At 62.7% G+C, this 22,293-nt stretch carries 20 protein-coding genes and 1 tRNA gene; 17 read left to right on the top strand and 4 right to left on the bottom strand.

Going from position 1 to position 22,293, the window contains the following annotated elements; genetic code table 11:
- Positions 1 to 382: 382 nt before the first annotated feature.
- From OVA00_RS16865 to OVA00_RS16840, 6 genes are all read left to right on the top strand, one after another.
- Positions 383 to 634 carry a glycine zipper 2TM domain-containing protein gene (locus OVA00_RS16865; RefSeq protein WP_034797201.1) on the top strand — a complete coding sequence of 84 codons (252 nt, stop codon included), beginning with the start codon at positions 383 to 385 and terminating at the stop codon, positions 632 to 634.
- Positions 635 to 651: 17 nt separating this feature from the next.
- Positions 652 to 1,002 (top strand): EF-hand domain-containing protein, encoded by a 351-nt coding sequence (locus OVA00_RS16860; protein ID WP_060581847.1) that lies wholly within the window; start codon positions 652 to 654, stop codon positions 1,000 to 1,002.
- A gap of 396 nt (positions 1,003 to 1,398) precedes the next feature.
- Positions 1,399 to 2,757, top strand: coding sequence for a DUF3300 domain-containing protein (locus tag OVA00_RS16855; RefSeq protein ID WP_268089350.1), 1,359 nt, complete (start codon positions 1,399 to 1,401; stop codon positions 2,755 to 2,757).
- A 20-nt stretch (positions 2,758 to 2,777) separates the two neighbouring features.
- Positions 2,778 to 3,734: a DUF2950 domain-containing protein gene (locus OVA00_RS16850; RefSeq protein WP_089043225.1), complete on the top strand. Its 957-nt coding sequence runs from the start codon at positions 2,778 to 2,780 to the stop codon at positions 3,732 to 3,734.
- A gap of 5 nt (positions 3,735 to 3,739) precedes the next feature.
- Positions 3,740 to 4,972 carry a hypothetical protein gene (locus tag OVA00_RS16845; RefSeq protein WP_192437489.1) on the top strand — a complete coding sequence of 411 codons (1,233 nt, stop codon included), beginning with the start codon at positions 3,740 to 3,742 and terminating at the stop codon, positions 4,970 to 4,972.
- 194 nt (positions 4,973 to 5,166) lie between these two features.
- Positions 5,167 to 5,838, top strand: coding sequence for a VOC family protein (locus tag OVA00_RS16840; protein ID WP_089043227.1), 672 nt, complete (start codon positions 5,167 to 5,169; stop codon positions 5,836 to 5,838).
- Between the two features lie 80 nt (positions 5,839 to 5,918).
- Here the strand turns inward: OVA00_RS16840 and OVA00_RS16835 are convergent.
- Together OVA00_RS16835 and OVA00_RS16830 are read right to left on the bottom strand one after the other, a co-directional pair.
- Positions 5,919 to 5,994: transfer RNA gene (locus tag OVA00_RS16835), tRNA-Thr, on the bottom strand.
- Positions 5,995 to 6,070: 76 nt separating this feature from the next.
- Positions 6,071 to 7,081, bottom strand: coding sequence for an NAD(P)H-dependent flavin oxidoreductase (locus OVA00_RS16830; protein WP_060581853.1), 1,011 nt, complete (start codon positions 7,079 to 7,081; stop codon positions 6,071 to 6,073).
- Positions 7,082 to 7,423: 342 nt separating this feature from the next.
- On the opposite strand from OVA00_RS16830, the gene OVA00_RS16825 reads away from it, so the two are divergent.
- Positions 7,424 to 8,650: a biotin transporter BioY gene (locus OVA00_RS16825; RefSeq protein WP_268089349.1), complete on the top strand. Its 1,227-nt coding sequence runs from the start codon at positions 7,424 to 7,426 to the stop codon at positions 8,648 to 8,650.
- Positions 8,651 to 8,735: 85 nt separating this feature from the next.
- Here OVA00_RS16825 and ppk2 read toward each other — a convergent pair whose 3' ends face one another.
- Positions 8,736 to 9,632 (bottom strand): polyphosphate kinase 2, encoded by an 897-nt coding sequence (gene ppk2, locus OVA00_RS16820; RefSeq protein ID WP_268090340.1) that lies wholly within the window; start codon positions 9,630 to 9,632, stop codon positions 8,736 to 8,738.
- A gap of 232 nt (positions 9,633 to 9,864) precedes the next feature.
- Between ppk2 and phoR the strand changes: the two genes are divergently transcribed.
- From phoR to phoB, 7 genes are all read left to right on the top strand, one after another.
- Positions 9,865 to 11,130, top strand: a complete 1,266-nt coding sequence (gene phoR / locus OVA00_RS16815) for a phosphate regulon sensor histidine kinase PhoR (protein WP_034797603.1) — start codon at positions 9,865 to 9,867, stop codon at positions 11,128 to 11,130.
- Positions 11,131 to 11,325: 195 nt separating this feature from the next.
- Positions 11,326 to 12,360, top strand: a complete 1,035-nt coding sequence (locus OVA00_RS16810) for a substrate-binding domain-containing protein (RefSeq protein WP_034797176.1) — start codon at positions 11,326 to 11,328, stop codon at positions 12,358 to 12,360.
- Positions 12,361 to 12,454: 94 nt separating this feature from the next.
- Positions 12,455 to 13,939 (top strand): phosphate ABC transporter permease subunit PstC, encoded by a 1,485-nt coding sequence (pstC, locus tag OVA00_RS16805; protein WP_034797175.1) that lies wholly within the window; start codon positions 12,455 to 12,457, stop codon positions 13,937 to 13,939.
- Positions 13,936 to 15,258 (top strand): phosphate ABC transporter permease PstA, encoded by a 1,323-nt coding sequence (pstA, locus tag OVA00_RS16800; protein ID WP_034797174.1) that lies wholly within the window; start codon positions 13,936 to 13,938, stop codon positions 15,256 to 15,258. The genes pstC and pstA overlap by 4 nt, the downstream gene beginning before the upstream one ends.
- A gap of 13 nt (positions 15,259 to 15,271) precedes the next feature.
- Complete coding sequence (gene pstB, locus OVA00_RS16795; RefSeq protein ID WP_034797173.1) at positions 15,272 to 16,087, top strand: phosphate ABC transporter ATP-binding protein PstB; 816 nt, start codon at positions 15,272 to 15,274, stop codon at positions 16,085 to 16,087.
- 50 nt (positions 16,088 to 16,137) lie between these two features.
- Positions 16,138 to 16,851, top strand: a complete 714-nt coding sequence (gene phoU / locus OVA00_RS16790) for a phosphate signaling complex protein PhoU (protein ID WP_089043230.1) — start codon at positions 16,138 to 16,140, stop codon at positions 16,849 to 16,851.
- 202 nt (positions 16,852 to 17,053) lie between these two features.
- Entirely contained in the window at positions 17,054 to 17,737 is a 684-nt protein-coding gene (gene phoB, locus OVA00_RS16785; RefSeq protein WP_034797168.1) for a phosphate regulon transcriptional regulator PhoB, read from the top strand.
- Between the two features lie 69 nt (positions 17,738 to 17,806).
- On the opposite strand, the gene OVA00_RS16780 is transcribed toward phoB, so the two are convergent.
- Complete coding sequence (locus tag OVA00_RS16780; RefSeq protein WP_034797167.1) at positions 17,807 to 18,328, bottom strand: GcrA family cell cycle regulator; 522 nt, start codon at positions 18,326 to 18,328, stop codon at positions 17,807 to 17,809.
- 421 nt (positions 18,329 to 18,749) lie between these two features.
- On the opposite strand from OVA00_RS16780, the gene OVA00_RS16775 reads away from it, so the two are divergent.
- The 3 genes from OVA00_RS16775 to OVA00_RS16765 all read left to right on the top strand — a co-directional run bounded on the left by OVA00_RS16775 (position 18,750) and on the right by OVA00_RS16765 (position 22,259).
- Positions 18,750 to 19,949, top strand: coding sequence for an aspartate aminotransferase family protein (locus tag OVA00_RS16775; RefSeq protein ID WP_060522347.1), 1,200 nt, complete (start codon positions 18,750 to 18,752; stop codon positions 19,947 to 19,949).
- Positions 19,950 to 20,053: 104 nt separating this feature from the next.
- Positions 20,054 to 20,971, top strand: coding sequence for an ornithine carbamoyltransferase (gene argF, locus OVA00_RS16770; protein WP_268089348.1), 918 nt, complete (start codon positions 20,054 to 20,056; stop codon positions 20,969 to 20,971).
- A 298-nt stretch (positions 20,972 to 21,269) separates the two neighbouring features.
- A complete protein-coding gene (locus OVA00_RS16765; RefSeq protein WP_034797161.1) occupies positions 21,270 to 22,259 on the top strand; it encodes an Hsp33 family molecular chaperone in 990 nt (329 codons plus the stop codon).
- Positions 22,260 to 22,293 lie beyond the last annotated feature (34 nt).

Raw genomic sequence — 22,293 nt, 5'->3', positions numbered from 1 at the left:
GACGGCAAAGAGCTAGACCGCCCGGCCCGACGGCACAAATGACGATATTTCGAGGGAGACCCTAGAAAATCTAAGGTGAGATGTCGCCGTGCGGGAGACGATTTCCAGAGGTCGAAAGGGCGGCGGGGAGGGGCGCCGGCGCCGTGCAATCTACAAAATCACGCTGTCCGTTGTCATCGGGGGTTCTCGGGCGTAGTATTCGCCGGCAGTTCAAGGCCCTGTTGTTGCCAGACTGCATGTCTATCCGCGAGCTGCTTCTGATCCAACAGAAGAGTCTCCCCCGATTCCGGGAGAATATTCGGAAGCTTATTTACGTCCGACGCCACTCAATGGCGCCTCCGCCGATCTCTATTGCAATCAGACGGCCATATTGGAGGATAAGATGAGCAAGCAGACCATAACTATCGTTCTTGCCGGCGCCCTAGCCTTATCGGGGTGCCAATCGGCCTATATGTCCAAGAGCGGTTCGACCGGCAACGAATTCGGCTGCATTGCCGGAACCGTTGGTGGGGCCATTGTCGGCGGCCTGATCGGCTCGACCATTGGTTCAGGCACCGGTCAGCTATGGGCCGTTGGTGGTGGAGCGACACTCGGCGCTGCTGCCGGCAACGCGCTGACATGCCGCTATTATTGATCGAGGAACAGAGCAGAATGAAGAAAATCGTTCTCATGAGCGTGCTTGCGCTCGGCCAGATCACACCGGCGATCGCGCAGCAAGCTGCGACGATGAACCAGGGACAGATGAGCGCGCTCGACAGCGACAAGGACGGCGCGGTCGAGCGGTCCGAGTACGAGGCCTTCATGGCGAGCGCCTTCGACAATCTCGACAAGAACAAGGACGGAAATCTTACGTCCGATGAGACGAAGCAGGCGCTGAACGCTCAGCAGTTTGCCGCCACGGATACCAACAGTGACGGCAAGATCAGCCGGAACGAGTTTCTTGATCGGGTGATGGCGGATTTCAAGACCGCGGATCGAAGCGGCGACGGCAGCCTGAAATGATGCTCGGAGCCGATGCCGACCGCCCTTGATCCGGGACGTTCGCGGCTGGCGGGCACGGGCTTCGGCCCGGCTCTCGCGCAAGCAAAGACGGCGTGCGCGCGCGCACGTCCTCATTTTCCGGTTGCAATTGCCGGGCGTTCTGTTTCTCATGTCTAAAATTCACCGGCAGCTGGCCAGCTGGCTGCCGGTGCTCATGCCGCTCTTCCTGATTGTCCCATTCGGCTTTCTGACAAGCGACCAGGTTCTCCACGCAAGCGTGCGGAAGGGGACGTCGATGACAGCGAATGGGAATTCTCGCGATTGCCCCGCCGGCCGCGTATGGCCGGCGCCGTGACGTCCAAGCCGGGGGATCTCCCGGGCTCGTTTGTTGATCGTTGTGCCTGGATAGGAGAGACCATGTTCGACCGACCTCGTTCTTTGCGTGCGCCAACGGTGGCGTTGCTTGCCTTGCTGACGGGTTCGTTTGCGGTGGGCACTGCGCTGGCGCAGGAGCAGGCCGCCGCCCAGGCGGCGACCGAAGAGGCGCCGCAACCGCTCAGCGAAGATGAGCTCGAGGTCCTCGTCGCGCGCATTGCGCTCTATCCCGACGAACTCGTCGCACTCGTGACCTCTGCCTCGCTCTACCCGCTGCAGATCGTCGAGGCCGAGCGCTTCCTCGAGGTTTCGCAGACCAAGAAGGACATGAAGCCGAAGGACAGCTGGGACGGCAGCATCGTCTCGCTTCTGAACTATCCTCAGATCGTCAAGATGATGAGCGACGACCTCGACTGGACCCAGTCGCTCAGCGACGCGCTCGCCTATCAGCAGAAGGACGTGCTCGTCGCCATCCAGCAATTGCGCGACAAGGCGGTCGCCGACGGCGTCATCAAGTCGGACGACAAGGTGGTGGTGAAGCAGGAAAACGACAACGTCGTGATCCAGGCCGCCAATCCGGAGAAAATCTACGTCCCCCAATACGAGCCGCAGATGCTCTATGATCCGGGCTATCAGCCGGCCCCGATCGCCTATTATCCCGAGCCCTATCCGAACTATTACTATCCGACGGCGACCTTCTTTGCCGGCGTGGTCACGGGTGCTGCCTTTGCCGCGGTCGTCGACTGGGACGACTGGGGCGTCTGGGGCGGGCGCTGGAACGGCGGCGATGTCGATATCGACTGCAACAATTGCTTCAACAACGTCAACGGCAAGGTGAAATTCAACGACGTCGACTGGAAAAATGTCGACCGCAGCAAGATCAGCTTCGACAAGAACCAGTTCGCCAAGATCGATCGCACCTCCATGGAGCGGGACTTCAAGTCGGCGAAAGGCAACAACATCGCCAACCGGGCGAAGGTGGCCCGCACCAACGAGATCGGCGCGGCGGCAAATAGATCCGGTAGCCGGATCTCGGTCGACGATGTCCGCAAGAGCAAGGTCGAGGCGCGCCAGCGGGAAAATCTCGGGCGAACCAACGCAGCTCCTGGCGACCGCAAACCGGGCAACCAGGTCAAGCAGAGGCCTCAGGGCGACAAGATCGGCAATGCCAAGCCGGCGGCCCGGGCCGATCGCCAGGTCGCCAAGCCGAAGCCGGGCGGCAAGATCGATCGTGGCGGTGGCGGAAAACCATCCGCCCTTGGTCAGGTCCAGAGCGGACGGGTGACCAAGATGCAGTCGGACCGCGGCCGCCAGGCGCTTGGTGGCGGCCAGCGCGGCGGTGGCCAGCCGCACCGTGAGATCAGGCGTGGTGGTGGCGGCGGCGGCGGACGGCACCGGTAACTCGAGGGAGGAGAACGAAAATGACCAAGCGCGTACATGATCTGCTCCTGTCTTCCTTTGCAGCCGCCGTGCTCGCCAGCGGCTCGGCGACGGTCGCTTCTGCGCAGGATCCCGCGGCGCACACGCCGCTCTCCGACTATGCGGCCGCAAGCGATCCGCCGGCGTTCGACACACCGGAACAGGCAATCGATGCGTTCAAGGCCGCCGTTGGTTCGGGCGATTTCGACAAGCTCGCGAACCTGGTGGGGCTGGATGCGGCCAAGGCCAAGACCAGCGACGGGGTGATGGACGCCTACGCCGATATCCAGGCGGGCGTAAAGAAGAAGGTGGCCGTACAGGACGTCGAAAACCGAAAAGTACTGGAGATCGGCGAAGTGCTCTGGCCCTTCCCGTTCCCGATTGCCAAGGGCGACGACGGAAAATGGGCCTTCGACACCTATACCGGTCTCGAGGAGATCGCCAATCGCCTGGTCGGCCGCAACGAACTCGACACGATCGCGACGGTCCGCGCCTATGTCGAGGCGCAGGAGGAATATGCGCAGGAAGATCATGACGGCGACGGCGTGCTCGAATACGCGCAGAAGCTGATCAGCAGCGAGGGCAAGACCGACGGGCTCTACTGGCCCGCGGGCGAGGGCCAGCCACAGAGCCCCGCGGGTGAAGCGCTCGCCGATGGCGCAGTGCTTGCCAGGGCCCAGGCCGGCAAGGGCTATTTCGGTTATCGCTACCGCGTGCTGACGAGCCAGGGCGACAACATCGCCGGCGGCAAGTTCGACTACATCATCAACGGCAACATGATTGCGGGCTTCGCTCTGGTCGCCTGGCCGGTGAAGTATGGCGCAACGGGCGTCCACACCTTCGTCGTCAACCGTAACGGCACCGTCTACCAGGCCGATCTGGGCGACAAGACCGAGAGCGTTGCTGAAGGGATCCGGCAGTTCAATCCCAACGACAACTGGCAGGTCGTGGAGGATTGAGCGCCATGAGCGGAGCGGACCCAGGCGCCAAGGCATCCGGCGGCGACGCGGCGGATGCCGCGCCGGCAGCTCGGCAGGGAAAGATCGCCGAGTACCTCGCGTCCCATGGCGGCCCGTTCTTCGAGCTGCAGGCAAGGCTGAAGCTGTTGCGTGCGAACGCGCTGCAGTCAGGAAAGCGGGCTTTGCTTTTCGTCGCGCTTGCCTGGGGCGTTCCCTTTCTGCTTGGCCTGCCCGACAGCCTGTCGCTCGACCATAGCCAGGGCGCCTATCTGACCGATCCGGGCGTGTGGGCAAAGTTCTTCGTCGCGATTGCCGCTTTCGTGCTGGCCGAACAGCAGGTCGAGCGGGGGCTTCGCATCAAGCTCGGACAGTTTTCGCGCGCGCCGCTCATCGCTCCGACCTCGATGCCATCAGCCGCGCGCGCGATTTCCAACGCGCTGAAACAACGCGATTCCGGGCTGGCGGAAACCGTCTGCCTGGCACTCGCCGCGGTCGCGGCGCTGCTTTCCTTCCTGAACTTCCATACGACAGACGCCTCGTTCTGGGCCGTCGAGCATACGGCCGAGGGCAACAGGATTACCGCTGCCGGCTGGTGGTCGATCTGCGTCAGCCTACCGCTCTTCGTCTTCCTGTTCCTGCGCGGCGTATGGCGGCACCTCGTCTGGGCGCGACTTTTGCGCAAGATCGCTCAACTGGAGCTTCGCCTCGTCGCCGCCCATCCCGATGGCAAGGGTGGCCTCGGCTTTCTGTCGCAATATCCGAACGCCTACATGTTCTTCGTCTTCGGCATGAGCGCGGCGATCGCGGCAGCGGTCATGAAGCACCTGCTGCAGGAGACGCTGTCGATGACGACGTTCAGCATGATCATGAGCGGGTGGCTGGCGATCGTGATCGCCTTCTTCGCCTATCCGTTGTCGGCCTTTTCCAAGCCGCTGGCACGGCTGAAGGAAACCGGGCTGCTGATGTTCGGCGTGCAGGCGACCCGCTTCCAGCGCGCAGCAGAGCGCAAGGTGCTCGGCCGCAACGTGGCAGCCGACGCGACCGAGGAACCCGACGACGACGTGGCCGACCCCGGCAAACTGTTCGATGCGACCAAGAAGCTTTCGACCATGCTCATCAGCCGCGACGCCGTCGTGCCGGTCGCCGCCGCCGCTCTCATTCCCTTCGCCGTCGCCGGCGCGACAAGGCTGCCTTACAAGGAAGTGTTTTCGGTGCTGAAGAAGCTGTTGCTGCTGTGACGAGCGTCGCTTCGTCGGGGAGGCCGTACCCCGATCAGGCTCGGCCTGTCTGTTTGGGCCCGTTGTGGTGAGGTTCGAAACAGAAAATCCGGCTTTCCGTGGTCCAGGATGGGGAAGCGTCTTGACCTCAACTTAAGTTGAGGTCTTATGAACTTGTCCGATAGAGCCAATTGCCATGTGACGGATCGGACTTCATGCACATCTCCAGATTAATTCTGCCGGCATCGGACGTCGCCAATAGTGCTGCCTTCTTTCGCGATGTCCTCGAACTGCCGACGGCCGGGAACTCCATCCAGGTGGGCTGGAGCGAAATCCAGCTGATCCCGGCCGCTGAGGGAGCGCCACACGGCGTGCACCTGGCCTTCAACGTCCCCTTTGCGCGTTTTGACATGGCCGTCGCTTGGCTGGAGGGGCGGACATTGCTCCAAAAGGAGCCGGGTGGAGACGCGTGCTTTGCCCTTGAAGGAGATTGGCAATCGAAGTCGATCTACTTCGACGGCCCCGACAATGCCGTGCTCGAATTGATCGGCCGCCGCAGGCTGATCCATCCTGCGGACAAGCGACCGTTCAGCGGCGCTGACCTGTCCTGCCTGAGCGAGGTCGGCGTTCCCTCCGATGATGTCGAGGGCATGGTGGCCGAGGCGGCTTGGACGTTCGGTGTCGGAACGGTGGGGCCAGCCTCGTCCAGCTTTGCCGCGATCGGCAATGATGAAGGCATGCTGATTGCCGTCGACCCGAACCGGCCGTGGTTTCCGCAAAAGCGTCAACGACCGGGTGCCAATGGACTGGAGATTTGGGTGACCGACGTGAAGTCACCTGGAACCGTGTCTGATGCCCAGCACGGCTGGAGCGTCCGAGCGAGATAGGGCAATCTCGGCAATCGATTGTCCGACGACAGAGTGGTACTTTCGCCGTTGGCGATCGTGCTTTTCTTTTCAAGGAGGAATGGTGCCGCTTACGTGACTCGAACACGTGACCCCATCATTACGAATGATGTGCTCTACCGACTGAGCTAAAGCGGCCCGGAGGCAGTTCCGCGGAAGCCCGCGGAACGAATGTGAGGCGCTGATAAACGCAAAGCGCCGAGATTTCAAGCCATCAGTTGCGAGAACTTGAAAATTCCTTGTTGGCTGTCGCTGCGGCTGCGGAGTGCAGGCCGAGGCGGGTGCGCGCCGCATCGTATTCGCGCTCGAGCCGGTCGACCATGCGGGCGACGGATGTCACTTCCTTGACCGCGCCGATGCCCTGGCCGCATCCCCAGATGTCCTTCCAGGCCTTGGCGCCGTCGGTCGCCGCGCCGAAGTCCATTTTCGACGGGTCGGCCTCGGGCAGATTGTCCGGATCCATGCCAGCGGCCGAGATCGAGGGCTTCAGGTAGTTGCCGTGGATGCCGGTGAAGTAATTGGAGTAGACGATGTCTGCGGCGTTGCTGTCGACGATCATCTGCTTGTAGGCGTCGCTGGCGCGCGCTTCCTCCGTCGCGATGAAGGGTGAGCCGATATAGGCCATGTCGGCGCCCATCGCCTGGGCCGCCAGAATGGCGCCGCCGGTAGCGATCGCGCCCGAGAGAAGCAGCGGCCCGTCGAACCAGGAGCGGATTTCCTGGACAAGCGCAAACGGGGAAAGCGTGCCAGCATGGCCGCCGGCGCCGGCGGCCACCGCGATCAGGCCGTCGGCGCCCTTGCGGATTGCCGAATTGGCGTGACGGTTGTTGATGACGTCGTGAAGCACGATGCCGCCATAGGAATGGATGGCGGCATTAACCTCGGGCACGGCGCCGAGCGAGGAGATGACGACCGGCACCTTATATTTGATGCAGAGCATCAGATCCTGCTCGAGCCGCGCATTGGATTTGTGCACGATCTGGTTGACGGCAAAGGGGGCGGCCCGCCGGCCGGGATTCTTGGCGTCGTGGTCGGCAAGCGTCTCGGTGATCTCGGCCAGCCATTCGTCGAGCTGCGATTGCGGGCGGGCGTTCAGCGCCGGGAAGGCGCCGATCACGCCAGCCTTGCACTGCGCGATCGTCAGCTTCGGATTGGAAATGATGAACAGGGGGGCGCCGACAACCGGCAGTCTCGTCGTTCCGGAAAGAATTGGCGGAAGCGGCATCGGTTTCTCCATCCCTCGGTAAGGCGCGCCAAATTTTTGACGTTTGCGTAAACGTCAAAATAGATAGCAGCAAGTTTGCCGCTTGCAAAGGGTGGTTTGGCCGCGATGTCGCCGCCTCTTTTTTCGCACAGGCGCCGTGAAGGAAAGCGTTTTCCCCGGCCTTGGCCGGTCGCGCCCGTCGCCGGACTTGCGGATTCTGGCAGCAGCGGTTACGCAATTGTTAACAAAACCAACGGCGTGCCTCCAGATTTAACCCTTATGCCCTTGCGGTTGGATCGAGAGCGGTGGTCAACCGCGGCGCGCCGGCAGGTCCAAAGCCCTGCCTACACAGAAGGACTTGATGTGAGCGGACTTGAGACTGCAATCAGAAATGCCCTTGAGCGCTCCGATCGCGCCAATGCGGAAACGCGGGCGCGCATCTATCAATCTGCCCGTCAGGCGCTCGAAACCGGGTTGCAGAAACAGGGGATCGAGGACGGCAACGTCATCGCCCAGCAGCGCCATCGGCTCGAAGCCGTCATCCATGCGATCGAAACGGAAGAGAGAGCGGCACTGAGGACGCGACAACCGGCACCTCCGGTGGTCAGTCTCGACGATGCCGCGCGGGCACGCGGGCCGGCACAGCCACGGGTCGAGCCGCAAGTCCGGTCACCGACGCAGGCCCAACCCCAACCTCAAGCCCAGACTCCGCCCCAGAGCCAGCCACAGGCCCCGGCGGCCGGTCGTCGGGAACCCGGTTTTGCCGGCGACGCGCCGCGCCAGGCGGCGAGCGATGGCGGTCTCGGTGGTCTGCGTGCCGATCGCGACGGTCCGGTGGTATCGACGCGTGCAGCCGCCGAGAGCACGGCAGATGCTGGCGAAGCTGCGAGCATCGCGCCCACGGTCCGCGGAGATACGCGCAAACGCCGGCGTAAGCGCAGCCGCTTTCTGTCCTTCACCATGGTCGTCGTCACGCTTGCCGCCGCAGCAGGGGCCGCGGCCTGGTGGGTGCAGACCAATGACCTGCTGAAATCTGCCGCCGAACGCGACACGAATGTTGCCAATCCCCCGGCATCGGTTGCGTCGGAAGACTTCGATGGCGCGGCGGGATTGCGGACACTCGGCGCGCAGCAGGGCTTTACCGGCGATTGGGTCGAGGTCTTCACGCCCAAGGAAACCGGCGTGATCGCACCCGGAGCGCAGGCAAAGGTCGAGCCGGTGGACGACGAAGGCGGGCGACGCGTGCAGCTGACATCGGCGGTCGCCGACGCGGAAGGGGATATCACCATCGAAATCCCGGCCGCGGTCCTGGCGGAACTCTCCGGCAAGACGTCGACGCTGGCGTTGACCGTGCAGGCCGAGCCCGGCAAGACCACGGAGTTCGCGGTCGAGTGCAATTTCTCCTCGCTCGGCGAATGTGGGCGCCATCGCTTTACCGTGCATGACGAGCGGCTCGACATGCTTTTCAAGATCACCTTCGACCGTAGCCTGGCGCCGAGCTCGCCGGGCCAGATCGTGATCAACAGCGATATCAGCGGTGAGGGCAAGAGCCTCAGCCTCTACGCCATCCGCGTCCTGCCGGGGCAATAAGCCCGGTCGCCAAGGCTTTCCGAGGTGGGGCGGCGGGAAAACCTGCCGGCCCCATCGGCGTCATCGGTTTTGACAGGGCCGGCGTCTATTTCAGGAAACCGGGGCCGGATCCGATGATCTTGTCATCGACCTCGCCGATCGCGCCCTTGTCCTTGCCCTCGTAATCGAGCGAGGAAAGGATGTGGCGGATCAGGTTGAGTCGGGCTCGCCGCTTGTCGTTGCCGCGTACCACCGTCCAGGGTGCATGATCCGTGTGGGTCTCCTTCAGCATCTCGTCGCGCTTGGCGGTATAATCGTCCCATTTGTTGAGCGCCGTGATGTCCATCGGCGACAGCTTCCAGATCTTCAGTGGGTCGTGGCGGCGATCGTGGAAGCGTTTCAGCTGCATCTCGCGGCCGATGTTGATCCAGAATTTGAAGAACTGGATGCCCTCATGCACGATCATCTTCTCGAAGCGGGGAGCCTGCTTCAGGAACTGCTTGTGCTCTTCGGGCGTGCAGAAGCCCATGACCGGTTCGACGCCGGCGCGGTTGTACCAGGAGCGGTCGAACAGCACGAATTCGCCGGCCGTCGGCATGGTCGCGACATAACGTTGGAAATACCATTGCCCGCGTTCGGTTTCGGTCGGTTTGGTCAGAGCGACGACACGCGCCCAGCGAGGGTTGAGGTTGTCCATAGTCGCATGGATCGCACCGCCCTTGCCGGCGGCGTCCCGGCCCTCGAACAACGCCATCATGCGCTTGCCGGTCTTCTGCTGCCAGAGCTGAACCTTGACCAGTTCGACCTGCAGCTTTTCCAGCGTTTCCAGATATTCGTCGTCGTCGAGCTTCTTCTTGTAGGGGTAGTCGTCGGAGGAAAATGCCGCGTCGTCGATCCACTTCGGCAACTCGGGATTGTCGATGTCGAAAACGCGACTCTTGCCGCCGATTTCGAGTTCCACCGCGCGGTTCTCCGCCTTGTCCGCCGTATCCGTCGCTGCCATCGGTTCGCCCTTTCGGCTTGGCGCACGGGCCCGAAAACCGGCTTCGATCATCGGAAGGATCATGCGCGTTTTCAAACTTTCGGGCCTGCGCCTGTCATCGGATATACAAGGCGCTCGCGACCCGATTTCGTTGGAGGAGGCCATAATTGCGTTGCGGATTCAAGCCGGTCGTGAAAATCATGTCATGAAGGATCGCTATTCCTCGACCATTTTGGTCCGGGAGGAAAAGAAAGTGATTCATGAGGATGTCGAGGTGGACGGTTCGAAGGCGTTCTGGCGGAACCTGGTTCCGCGGCTGAAAGCAGAGCGCTGGCTGCTGGGGCTCACCGTGCTCCTGGCGATCCTTGCGACCGTCGCGGGTATTCATTTCCTGATTGTCCTGCCCTTCTGGATCGTTCTCGTCGCCGCGTTGCTCAACCGTAGCGCGCCAACCTCGGTTATTCTGAGCCCGGCCAAGGCGGTGGTCGCTGCCGGCCCGGCGAGCGACCCGCTGGTGCCCGCGCTGAACGCGCTCGACATGCCGGTTCTGGTGATTGCCGCCGACGAGACGGTGGTGTTCCAGAACATTGCAGCCGAGAAGGCCTTCGGGACCATTCCGCCAAACACCTATCTTGCCGCTCGGGTGCGTTCGCCCGGCATCCTCGACATGGTCCGCGAGACGATGGCGACCGGCAAGGCGAACCAGATCGAGCATAACGAGCAGTTGCCGTCCGACGCCGTCTATGTGGTGCGGGTCGCTCCGGCTGAAATTCCGGGCGACGGGCCGGTCAAGCGGATCTTCCTGTTGACCTATCGCGACATCTCTCAGGCGCGCCGTATCGACCGCATGCGCTCGGACTTCGTCGCCAATGCCAGCCACGAGCTACGCACGCCGCTGGCATCCTTGCGCGGCTTCATCGAGACGCTCCAGGGTCCGGCGCGCAACGATCTGAAGGCGCAGGAAAAGTTCTTCGGCATCATGCACGAGCAGGCGACGCGCATGAGCCGGCTTGTCGACGATCTGCTGTCGCTGTCGCGGCTGGAGTTGCGCTCGCATATCGCGCCCGATGACCCCGTCGATCTGGCGCCGCTGCTCGGGCATGTCCGCGACAGCCTGCTGCCGCTGGCGAAGGATCTGGATGTCACCGTCTCGCTCGTGGTGCCGGACAAGCCCGTGGTCGTCCGCGGCGAACGCGACGAACTCATCGAGGTCTTCGAGAACCTGATCGAGAATGCGTGCAAGTACGGCCAGGAAGGCAAGAAGGTGGACGTAATCCTGCATGGCGGCGAGGGAGGCGAGGCCGAAGTCGTCGTGAAGGACTATGGCCCGGGCATTCCGGCCGAGCATGTGCCGCGCATCACCGAGCGGTTTTACCGGGTCAATGTCGAGGCCAGCCGCTCGAAGAAGGGCACCGGCCTGGGCCTTGCCATCGCCAAGCACATTCTCACGCGGCATCGTGCCCGGCTCCTCATCCATTCAGAGGTCGGCAAAGGCACGACCTTTACGGTCCGCTTCTGACATATTGGCGCGGGAAAACCCGGGGGTGTTCATTTTTCATTAGCATTTTCAATGACATGAGCTGTCATAAATGTTTCGTCGAACTGACATAAAAGGTGTGGCCATCGGCAGCTAGTTAGGGGCAGCCGATAAGACGGCGAAGAGCGCTGCAACGCTTGGCGCACACCAACACAAGCCCATTCCGGGAGAACTTTTATGAAAGCTCTTAAACTCACTGTCGCGGCGCTGGTCGCTTCGGCCGCATTTGCCGGCGCAGCCGCTGCTCGCGATCAGGTTCAGGTCGCTGGCTCCTCGACCGTTCTTCCCTACGCCAAAATCGTCGCCGAGACGTTCGGCGAGACGTTCCCCGACTTCAAGACCCCGGTGGTCGAATCCGGCGGCTCCTCCGCTGGCCTGAAGGAATTCTGCAAGGGCGTCGGCCCTGATACCATCGACATCGCCAACTCCTCGCGCAAGATCAAGGACAGCGAAGTCGAGGCCTGCAAGGCCGCTGGCGTCACCGAAATCCAGGAAGTGAAGATCGGTTATGACGGCATCGTCTTTGCGACCGACGCCGGCAATGCCGACCTCGCCCTGAAGCCGGAAGACCTCTACAAGGCGCTCGCTGCTGAAGTCGTCGTCGACGGCAAGATCGTCGCCAACCCCTACAAGAAGTGGTCCGAAGTCAACGCCGCCCTGCCGGCCGTCGAAATCGCCGCTTACATCCCGGGCGAAAAGCACGGCACCCGCGAAGTCTTCGAAGAGAAGATCCTCGCTGCAGGCTGCAAGAACGCTGGCGCCGTTGACGTGATCAAGGCTGCCGTTGCCGATGAAAAGCAGCAGCACAGCAAGTGCGTCGCAGTCCGCAAGGACGGCCTGGCTGTCGACATCGACGGCGACTACACCGAAACGCTCGCCCGTATCGCTGCCAACAAGAACGGCATCGGCGTGTTCGGCCTGTCATTCTACGAAAACAACGCCGACAAGCTGAAGGTCGCGACCGTCAACGGCATCGTACCGTCGACCGAAACGATCGCTTCCGGCGAGTACCCGGTTTCCCGCCCGCTGTACTTCTACGTCAAGAAGGCACATCTCGGCGTTATCCCGGGCCTCAAGGAATATGTTGAGTTCTTCCTCGACGACCAGATGATCGGCCCGGAAAGCCCGCTCGCCGAATACGGCCTCGTTGCCGCTCCGGACGCTGAGCGCGAAGAAATCCGCAAGGCTTTCTCTGCCGGCAACATGCTCTGATAATGACAAGCCCCGGCGCGATGTCTTCGCGCCGGGGCATGCCTTCATTCGATTTGCCGGCACCCATGACGGGCGATGCCGGGGAGACGTGCGGATGAGTACTTCGCTCCTTCTTTTGCTCATTATTGTTATTGGTTTCATTGCTTATTTTGCAGGCCGCGCCCGTTCGCTGGCGCAGTCCGGCGGCAAGCTCTCCAACCTGCATTCACTGCCGGGCTATCACGGTAGCTACGTCGCCATCTGGGCGATGCTTCCGGCCGCACTCGTTCTCGGCACCTGGCTGTTCGCCGCTCCCGTGTATATCGACGGAAGCACGCGCGCGGCCTTGCCGGATACCGTCCAGAGCCAGGGCCCTGCCGCCGTGCAGCTCGCGCTCGGTCAGGTCAAATCCGTTGCCGGTGGCCTTCTGCGCCTGAGCGGCGAGGAACTCGCAGCCCTTGAGAGCGGCTCCGCCAATCTTCGCGCGACGCTTGCGTCCAAGGGCGTTGCCCTTGCTGGCGAAGGCGATCCCTACATGGTCACCGTCGCCAAGCACTTCAACGCGATGACCGCGACCAACCGCTGGCTGATGACGGTCGCCGTTCTGCTGATCGCGATTGCCGGCGGCGTCTACGCCATCCGCAACGTCGCGACCCGCTTCCGCGCCCGCAACCAGGTCGAGCGGGTCATTCTCGGCTCACTGATCGTCGCGTCCTCCATCGCCATCCTGACGACGGTCGGCATCGTCGCCTCCATGCTGTCGGAAGCCGGACGCTTCTTCACCATGGTCTCGCCGTTCGAGTTCTTCTTCGGCACGGTCTGGGATCCGCGGTTTGCCGCTGCCGGCAGCGGCGGCGCTTCGGGCCAGTTCGGCCTCATCCCGCTTCTTGCCGGCACGCTCTACATCGCCTTCGTCGCCATGCTGTTTGCGGTGCCGATCGGCCTCTTCGCGGCGATCTACATGGCGGAATATGCAAGCCCGCGCCTGCGTTCGACCGCAAAGCCGCTGCTCGAAGTGCTCGCCGGCATCCCGACCATCGTCTACGGTTTCTTTGCGCTGGTGACCGTTGGCCCGTTCCTGCGTGACATCTCCGCCCAGATGAACGGTCTCATGACCGGCAACTACCAGAACTTCATCCAGGCACAGAGCGTTCTGACGGCGGGCATCGTCATGGGCATCATGCTGATCCCATTCGTGTCGTCGCTGTCGGACGACATCATCACCCAGGTGCCGCGGGCACTTCGTGACGGCTCGCTCGGCCTTGGCGCCACCCGCTCGGAGACGGTCAAGAAGGTCATCCTTCCGGCAGCCCTCCCGGGCATCGTCGGCGCGCTGCTGCTCACCGCCTCGCGCGCCGTCGGCGAGACCATGATCGTGGTGCTGGCAGCCGGTGTGGCGGCCCGCATGCAGATCAATCCCTTCGAGCCGATGACGACGGTGACCGTTAAGATCGTCAACCAGCTGACAGGTGACCTCGAGTTCACCTCGCCGCAGACGCTGGTGGCCTTCGCACTGGGCATCACGCTCTTCGTCATCACGCTCGGCCTCAACATTTATGCGCTCTACATCGTGCGCAAATACCGGGAACAGTACGAATGACCGACATCGCTTCCCCGACCGTCCGGATCTCCGCCCGTCCCGCATCCGCCAAGCGCGATATCGGCATCAAGCGTCGCTATGCTGCCGAACGCCGGTTCCGCTTCTACGGCATGGCCGCGATCAGCACCGGTCTCTTCTTCCTGGCATTGCTGCTGTGGACCGTCTTTTCCAACGGCTACACCGCATTCCAGCAGACGACGATTACGCTGCCGATCGAATTCACCGAAAAGGTCATCGACCCCAAAGGCGAACGCGCGACCGACGGCAAGGTGCTGATGACCGCCAACTATCCGCTGTTGGTGCGCGACGCGCTCGTCAAGCAGCTCGGCATCGACGCCACCAAGCGGCCGCAGGTCAAGCAGGCGACCGACATGGTTTCCGCGAGCTCCCGCACGCTATTGCGCGACATGGTCGCCGCCGACCCGTCGATCATCGGCAAGACGGTTCCTGTCACGCTGCTGGCCGAGGCCAACATCGACTCCGCCTTCAAGGGCCAGATCGATCTCTCGGTCGATGAGGGCAAGCGCAAGGTCAAGGACCAGCAGGTCACCTGGATGAACGAGCTGGCGAGCGCCGGCATCCTGAAGAAGAGCTTCAACACCGGCATCTTCACCTTCGGCGCCTCCAGCCGTCCCGAAGCGGCAGGCGTCGGCGTCGCTGCCCTCGGCTCGCTCTACATGATGCTGATCGTGCTGGTGCTGTCGCTTCCGATCGGCGTCGCCGCCTCGATCTACCTCGAGGAGTTTGCGCCGAAGAACCGGCTGACCGACCTGATCGAGGTCAACATCAACAACCTCGCGGCCGTTCCGTCGATCGTCTACGGCCTCCTGGGTCTCGCCGTCTTCATCAACTTCGCCGGCATGCCGCGCTCGGCAGCCGTCGTCGGCGGCTTCGTGCTGACGTTGATGACCCTGCCGACGATCATCATCGCCACCCGTGCGGCGTTGAAGGCGGTCCCGCCGTCGATCCGCTCGGCGGCCCTCGGTCTCGGTGCGTCGAAGATGCAGACCATCTTCCACCACGTGCTGCCGCTGGCGATGCCGGGCATCCTGACCGGCACCATCATCGGTCTTGCCCACGCGCTTGGTGAAACCGCGCCGCTGCTCCTGATCGGCATGGTCGCCTTCGTCGTCGATTTTCCCGGTTCGCCGATGGAACCGTCGACGGCACTGCCGGTGCAGATCTACATGTGGGCCAATGAGGCGGAGCGCGCCTTCGTCGAGCGCACCTCCGGCGCAATCATCATTCTTCTCATCTTCCTGGTCGTCATGAACCTTGGAGCCATTCTGTTGCGACGTCGCTTTGAGCGCCGCTGGTAGTGAGGTAATTACTATGAACATCATGTCAGAAGCAGCAGTCGAGAAGGCTCTGGATCAGAAAATGAACACCGTGCCCTACAAGATGATCGGCAAGGATGTGTCGGTCTATTACGGCGAGAAGCGTGCGCTTTTCGACGTCAACCTCAACATCCGCGAGAACACGGTCACGGCGCTGATCGGTCCTTCGGGTTGCGGCAAGTCGACCTTCCTGCGCACGCTGAACCGCATGAACGACACGATTGAGAACTGCCGCGTCACCGGCAAGATCACGCTCGACGAGGACGACATCTACGACCCGACGATCGACGTCGTCGAGCTTCGCGCCCGCGTCGGCATGGTCTTCCAGAAGCCGAACCCGTTCCCGAAGTCGATCTACGACAACGTCGCCTACGGCCCGCGGATTCACGGCCTTGCCCGCACCAAGGCCGACTTTGACGAAGTGGTCGAGACCAGCCTGCAGAAGGCCGGTCTGTGGAACGAGGTAAAGGATCGTCTGCAGGAGCCCGGCACCGGCCTTTCCGGTGGTCAGCAGCAGCGCCTCTGCATCGCGCGTGCCGTCGCCGTCAGCCCGGAAGTCATCCTCATGGACGAGCCGTGCTCGGCTCTCGATCCGATCGCGACCGCCAAGGTCGAAGAGCTCATCCACGAGCTGCGCACGAACTTCACGATCGTCATCGTGACCCACTCGATGCAGCAGGCCGCCCGCGTTTCGCAGCGCACCGCCATGTTCCACCTCGGCAATCTCGTCGAGGAGAACGACACCGACAAGATGTTCACCAATCCGGATGACCAGCGCACCCAGGATTACATCATGGGCCGCTTCGGCTGAGGCCGCATAAGGCTGCAACAGTAACTGCAAAGCGCCCGTAAGGATCGACGATCATGTCCATGCATATCATGTCCGCCTATGACGAAGAACTGAAGTACCTGACGCGCCGCATCTCGGAGATGGGCGGCCTCGCCGAACAGATGGTCGCCGAGTCCGTTCGCGCGCTGGTCAACTCCGACCTGGCTCTCGCACAGAAGGTGATCTCGGACGACACCGTCCTCGACGACGCCGAGCGCCAGATCGGTGAGAAGGCGATCGTCACGATCGCCAAGCGTCAGCCGGTCGCCGCCGACCTGCGTGAGATCATGGGGTCGATCCGCATCGCCTCCGATCTGGAACGCGTCGGCGACCTTGGCAAGAACACCGCCAAGCGCGTGATCGCGGTCGCCGGCTCCGGCATTCCGCGCAAGCTCGCCCGTGGCCTCGAGCATCTGGCAGAGCTCGCTCTCGTCCAGCTCAAGGAAGTGCTCGACGTCTACGCCTCGCGCTCGCCGGAAAAGGCCAACAGCATCCGCGAGCGTGACGAGGAGATCGACGCGATCTACACCTCGCTGTTCCGCGAGCTCTTGACCTACATGATGGAAGATCCGCGCAACATCACGCCCTGCACGCATCTTCTGTTCTGCGCCAAGAACATCGAGCGCATCGGCGACCACGCGACCAATATCGCTGAGACGATCTATTACATGGCGACGGGTGCTCAGCCGGAAGGCGAGCGTCCGAAGGATGACACCACGTCGACGCTGGGCTCGGTCAACGACTGAGCGCCAAGCGCGCCGTAAGCATGCATGCCCCTTGAAATCTGATCCGGTCGCGGCTTCGGTCGCGGCCCCGAATTCCTGTATCTGAAGCATGCGGTTTTCGCCCCGCCTTTGAAAACGGCGGATGTGCTCCAGATTTAGAGTGTCTGAGCGCCGGCCGGGCCGATGAGCCCAAAGGCCGCCCGCGGTAAGGAGACGTTACCTGATGTTGCCAAAAATCGCCGTAGTCGAAGACGAAGAGGCGCTGAGCGTTCTGCTGCGTTACAATCTGGAAGCCGAGGGCTTCGACGTCGATACGATCCTGCGGGGCGACGAGGCGGAGATCCGGCTTCAGGAGCGGCTGCCCGACCTGCTTATCCTCGACTGGATGCTGCCCGGTGTTTCCGGCATTGAACTTTGCCGTCGGCTGCGCCAGCGTCCGGAGACCGAACGTCTGCCGATCATCATGCTGACGGCGCGCGGCGAGGAAAGCGAGCGCGTCCGGGGTCTGGCGACGGGTGCCGACGACTACGTGGTCAAGCCCTTCTCGACGCCGGAGCTGATGGCGCGCGTCAAGGCGATGCTGCGCCGGGCAAAGCCCGAGGTGCTCTCGACGCTGCTTCGCTGCGGCGACATCGAACTCGACCGCGAGACCCACCGCGTTCATCGCCGCAGCCGCGAAGTGCGCCTCGGCCCGACCGAGTTCCGTCTTCTGGAGTTCCTCATGTCCTCGCCGGGCCGCGTCTTCTCTCGCTCGCAGCTTCTGGATGGCGTCTGGGGGCATGACATCTATGTCGACGAGCGCACCGTCGACGTGCATGTCGGTCGTCTGCGCAAGGCTCTGAACTTCTCGAACATGCCCGACGTCATCCGCACCGTTCGCGGCGCCGGCTATTCGCTCGAAAGCTGAGCGGTCTGAAAGTCGCCAACAAAAAAAGGGGCCGATCGGCCCCTTCCTTTATCAATGCGGTCCAGCTTCTTAGCGAGCCCTGCGGCGCTCCCCCGACGGCTGGTAGGCCAGCCGAGCATGGAAGGTGCAGTAAGGCGAGGCTTCCGGGGAATCGTTGCCGCAGAAGTGAAACTCTTCCTTCAGCGGGTCGCCGATCGGCCACTTGCAGGTGCGCTCGGTGAGCTGGGTCAGCTCGAGGCGGCGCGACATCGGCACGACAACGTCGGTGCGGGTGCTGAAATCCTGCTCGGCAACGAGATCGACTTCGATTTCTTCCTTGAGAACGACAGCGCCGGCCGCGCGTGCAACCGGGCGGGTCGAAACGCGCGAAGCGTAGTTCGGTGCGCGCGGTGCCGAAGTCGGGCGCTTCGGACGGGCTGCCGTCGTGGTGCTGCCGCCGGCCTTGGCGCGACCTGGCAGGCTCAGGCGGTGAACCTTGCCGATGACAGCGTTACGGCTGACGCCGCCGAGCTGCGCCGCGATCTGGCTTGCGCTCAGGCCCTCGGACCAAAGCTTCTTCAGTTTCTCCACCCGCTCGTCAGTCCAGTTCATTTCTGCACTCTCCGTTCTCAGCGTTGGGGATGGCAGAATCCCTCACCGCACCCCGGCTAAACCCCGGGGTTGCAAACGCGATAACTCTTTTGGTGACTAGGTCCGCCGCATGCGTCTAGTAATTGAATGTTAACGTACTGACCGCTGGACTCTGTGGCAAGAGTCCCAGGAATCAGGCCGAATCGATTTCGTAGTTTTCCCCAACTTGCTCGGCCAGCGTTGCATTTTTGCAAGCCCTCCCGGACGATTTTTCTGCTGCCAGGAATCGACCCTTCATGTTGCGCTGCAAGGCTTGGTTTTGTTGACATTGCAGCGCGAAATGGGAATAGTGCCTGCGCCGCCGAAAGGCGGCATTTTTGATTTTTATCGGCCCGCGTGAGGCGCGGGATCGATGTCGATCTGGAGTGAAGGAGAGCCTCGCATGACTGCAACCACGCCGCTTTACGATACCTACATGCGCGCGCCGTTGCGTTTCGAGCGAGGAGAGGGCGCCTGGCTGATCGCTGAAGACGGTACGCGTTATCTCGATTTCGGTGCCGGCGTTGCCGTGAACTCGCTCGGCCACGCGCACCCGCACCTGGTCGAAGCGCTGAAGGCGCAGGCCGACAAGGTCTGGCACCTGTCCAACCTTTATGAAATTGCGGGCCAGGAAAGCCTCGGCCGCCGGCTGACGGCGGTGACCTTTGCCGACAAGGTCTTCTTCACCAATTCGGGCGCGGAAGCGCTGGAATGCGCCATCAAGACGGCACGGCGTTACCACTTCTCCAAGGGCCACCCGGAGAAGTTCCACGTCATCACCTTCGAAGGCGCCTTCCACGGCCGCACGATCGCGACGATCGCCGCCGGTGGTCAGCAGAAATACATCGAAGGTTTCGGGCCGAAGGCGCCGGGCTTCTACCAGGTTCCGTTCGGCGACATCGCCGCGGTCAAGAATGCGATCACCGAGGAAACCGCAGCGATCCTGATCGAGCCGATCCAGGGCGAGGGCGGCATCCGTCCGGCGACCAAGGAATTCATGCAGGAACTGCGCGCGCTCTGCGACGAGTTCGGCCTGCTCTTGATCCTCGACGAGGTCCAGACCGGCGTCGGCCGTACCGGCAAGCTGTTTGCCTATGAATGGGCGGATATCCGCCCGGATATCATGGCGGTCGCCAAGGGTATCGGCGGTGGCTTCCCGTTCGGCGCCTGCCTCGCGACTGAGGAAGCCGCATCTGGTATGGTGGCGGGCACGCATGGCTCCACATATGGCGGCAACCCGCTGGCCATGGCCGTCGGCAACGCCGTGCTCGACGTCGTTCTGGCCGACGGATTCCTGACGCATGTGCGCGATGTCGCGCTGGTCTTCCGCCAGGGCCTTGCGTCGCTCAAGGACCGTTTCCCTGATGTCATCGAGGACATCCGCGGCGACGGTTTGATGCTGGGCATCAAGGTGAAGGGCCCTTCGGCCGATCTGCTGAAGGAAATCCGCGCCGAAAAGCTCCTGGCCGTGCCGGCGGGCGAAAATGTCCTGCGTCTTCTGCCGCCGCTGACCGTGACGGCGGAAGAGGCGCGCGAGGGGCTCGCACGTATCGAACGCGCCGCCGAGGCGGTTCGCAAGGCAAGCGGCAACGCCGCGGCCTGAAGGTAGCGACCCAGGGCCGACTAAGGCGTTAGAATGACCTCCGTGCGGGCACGTCGATAGCGTGCCGCACCAGGGACCGATTTTTCAGACAGGAACCGAGTACGATGGCAGGCACCAGACATTTTCTCGATCTTTCGGCCATGACGGCCGCCGACCTCCGGACGATCATCGACGATGCGCGCGTCCGAAAGGCGGCGACCAAGGCCGGAACTGCCGAGAAGCCGCTCGCCGGCAAGATGCTGGCGATGATCTTCGAAAAGCCCTCCACCCGCACCCGCGTTTCCTTCGATGTCGGCATGCGCCAGCTCGGCGGCGAAACCCTGTTTCTGTCGGGCACCGAAATGCAGCTCGGCCGCGCCGAGACGATCGGCGACACGGCCAAGGTGCTCTCACGTTACGTCGACGCCATCATGATCCGCACCACCGACCATCGCCGCCTTCTGGAACTGGCCGAGCATGCGACGGTCCCCGTCATCAACGGCCTGACCGACGATACGCACCCCTGCCAGATCATGGCCGATATCCTGACCTTCGAGGAGCATCGCGGTCCGGTAAAGGGCAAGACGATTGCCTGGACCGGCGACGGCAATAACGTGCTGCATTCGCTGATCGAAGGTTCTGCCCGCTTCGGATACCGCATGAACATGGCCGTGCCGCTCGGTTCCGAGCCGCAGGACAAGTTCCTGAACTGGGCGCACAACAATGGCGGCGAGGTCCTTTTGTGTCATGACGCCGAACAGGCCGTCGCCGACGCCAATTGCGTCGTGACCGACACCTGGATCTCGATGAACCAGGAACATCGCGCCCGCGGGCACAACGTCTTCCAGCCCTACCAGGTCAATGAAGCGCTGATGAAGCGTGCGGCCTCCGATGCGCTGTTCATGCACTGCTTGCCGGCGCACCGCGGCGAAGAGGTCACCGACGAGGTGATCGACGGCCCGCAGTCGGTGGTCTTCGACGAGGCGGAAAACCGGCTGCACGCACAGAAGTCGGTCATTGCCTGGTGCATGGGGCTCGTCTGAGCCGGCTGCCCGGTCGCGCGCGACGGCGAAGAGGCTTCAGTGCGCTCCGCCGAGCGTGCGCCATATAGGGGCGTGTTCACCGCACTTGACATTGTCCACGTGCGACACGATTTAGGCGGCATACGGGCGCTCCTGAAAGTAGTGAGCGCGCAACCGTCGAGGTGGTGCGTTGCTATGGCGGCGGCACATACCTGGTGGACAATCCGTTTATCGCGGGATCAACTGAGACAGCGAGCACGTTGCGCGGGGATAGCAATATCTCTGGTGCAGCTTGGTGGCTGAAGGCAAGGAGCAAGACATGACTGACATGACGCCAGGGCTTGGTGAGTTCGACTTTGCCGGTGACGATCACGTCGTGCCTTTCCAGGTGGAAGGCCTCGACGTGCGCGGCCGCGCCGTGCAGCTCGGCCCCATGCTGGACGCAATCCTCGAGCGCCACAACTATCCGCTTCCGGTCGCGCGTCTGGTTGCTGAAACCGTTGTACTCACCGTGTTGCTCGGGACCTCGCTGAAGTTTGAAGGCAAGCTGATCGTCCAGACTCAGGGCGATGGCCCTGTCGATCTGGTGGTCGCTGATTTCTCGACGCCGGATCGCGTGCGCGCCTATGCCCGCTACGATCAGGAAGCGCTTGCCGCTGCCGAAAAGGACGGCCGAACCCTTTCGCACGAGCTGCTCGGAAAGGGCGTGCTCGCCTTCACCATCGACCAGGGCGCCCATACCCAGCGTTACCAGGGTATCGTTGCGCTCGACGGAGCGACGCTGGAAGAAATCGCCGGCGTCTATTTCCGGCAGTCGGAGCAGATCCCGACCAAGGTGCGCCTTGGCGTGGCCGAGCTTCTCGATCGCGACGAAAACGGCAAGCCGCGCCATCGCTGGCGCGCCGGCGGCATGGTCGCCCAGTTCCTGCCGGAAGCGCCGGAACGCATGCGCCAGCCCGACCTTTCCGGCGGTGATGGCGATGATGGTGAAAGCGCGTTCGGGGACGACGATCTCTGGGCCGAAGCCAAGGTGATGGTCGAAACGATCGACATGGACGAGTTGACCGATCCGATGGTCGGAACCGAGCGGCTGCTCTATCGCCTGTTCCACGAGCGCGGCGTCCGCGTCTACGAACCGCAGGCGGTCTACGACCGTTGCAGCTGCTCGCGCGAGAAGCTTCAGTCGGTGTTGTCCAATCTGAGCACGGACGACCTCGAAAGCACCATCGACGATGGCGAAGTCAAGGTGACCTGCGAGTTCTGCTCGACGACCTATCGCTTCGAAGCAAGCGAGGTGCGCCCGCAGTAGCGGGCGCTTCCGGCCGACTGGCCGCGATTTAGAG

The sequence above is a fragment of the Ensifer sp. SL37 genome (genome assembly GCF_026672675.1).
In the GTDB taxonomy this organism is placed as follows: Bacteria; Pseudomonadota; Alphaproteobacteria; order Rhizobiales; family Rhizobiaceae; genus Ensifer; species Ensifer adhaerens.
The sequence above is the reverse complement of the archived record's forward strand: the minus strand, read 5'-3'. Positions and strand labels throughout refer to the sequence as shown.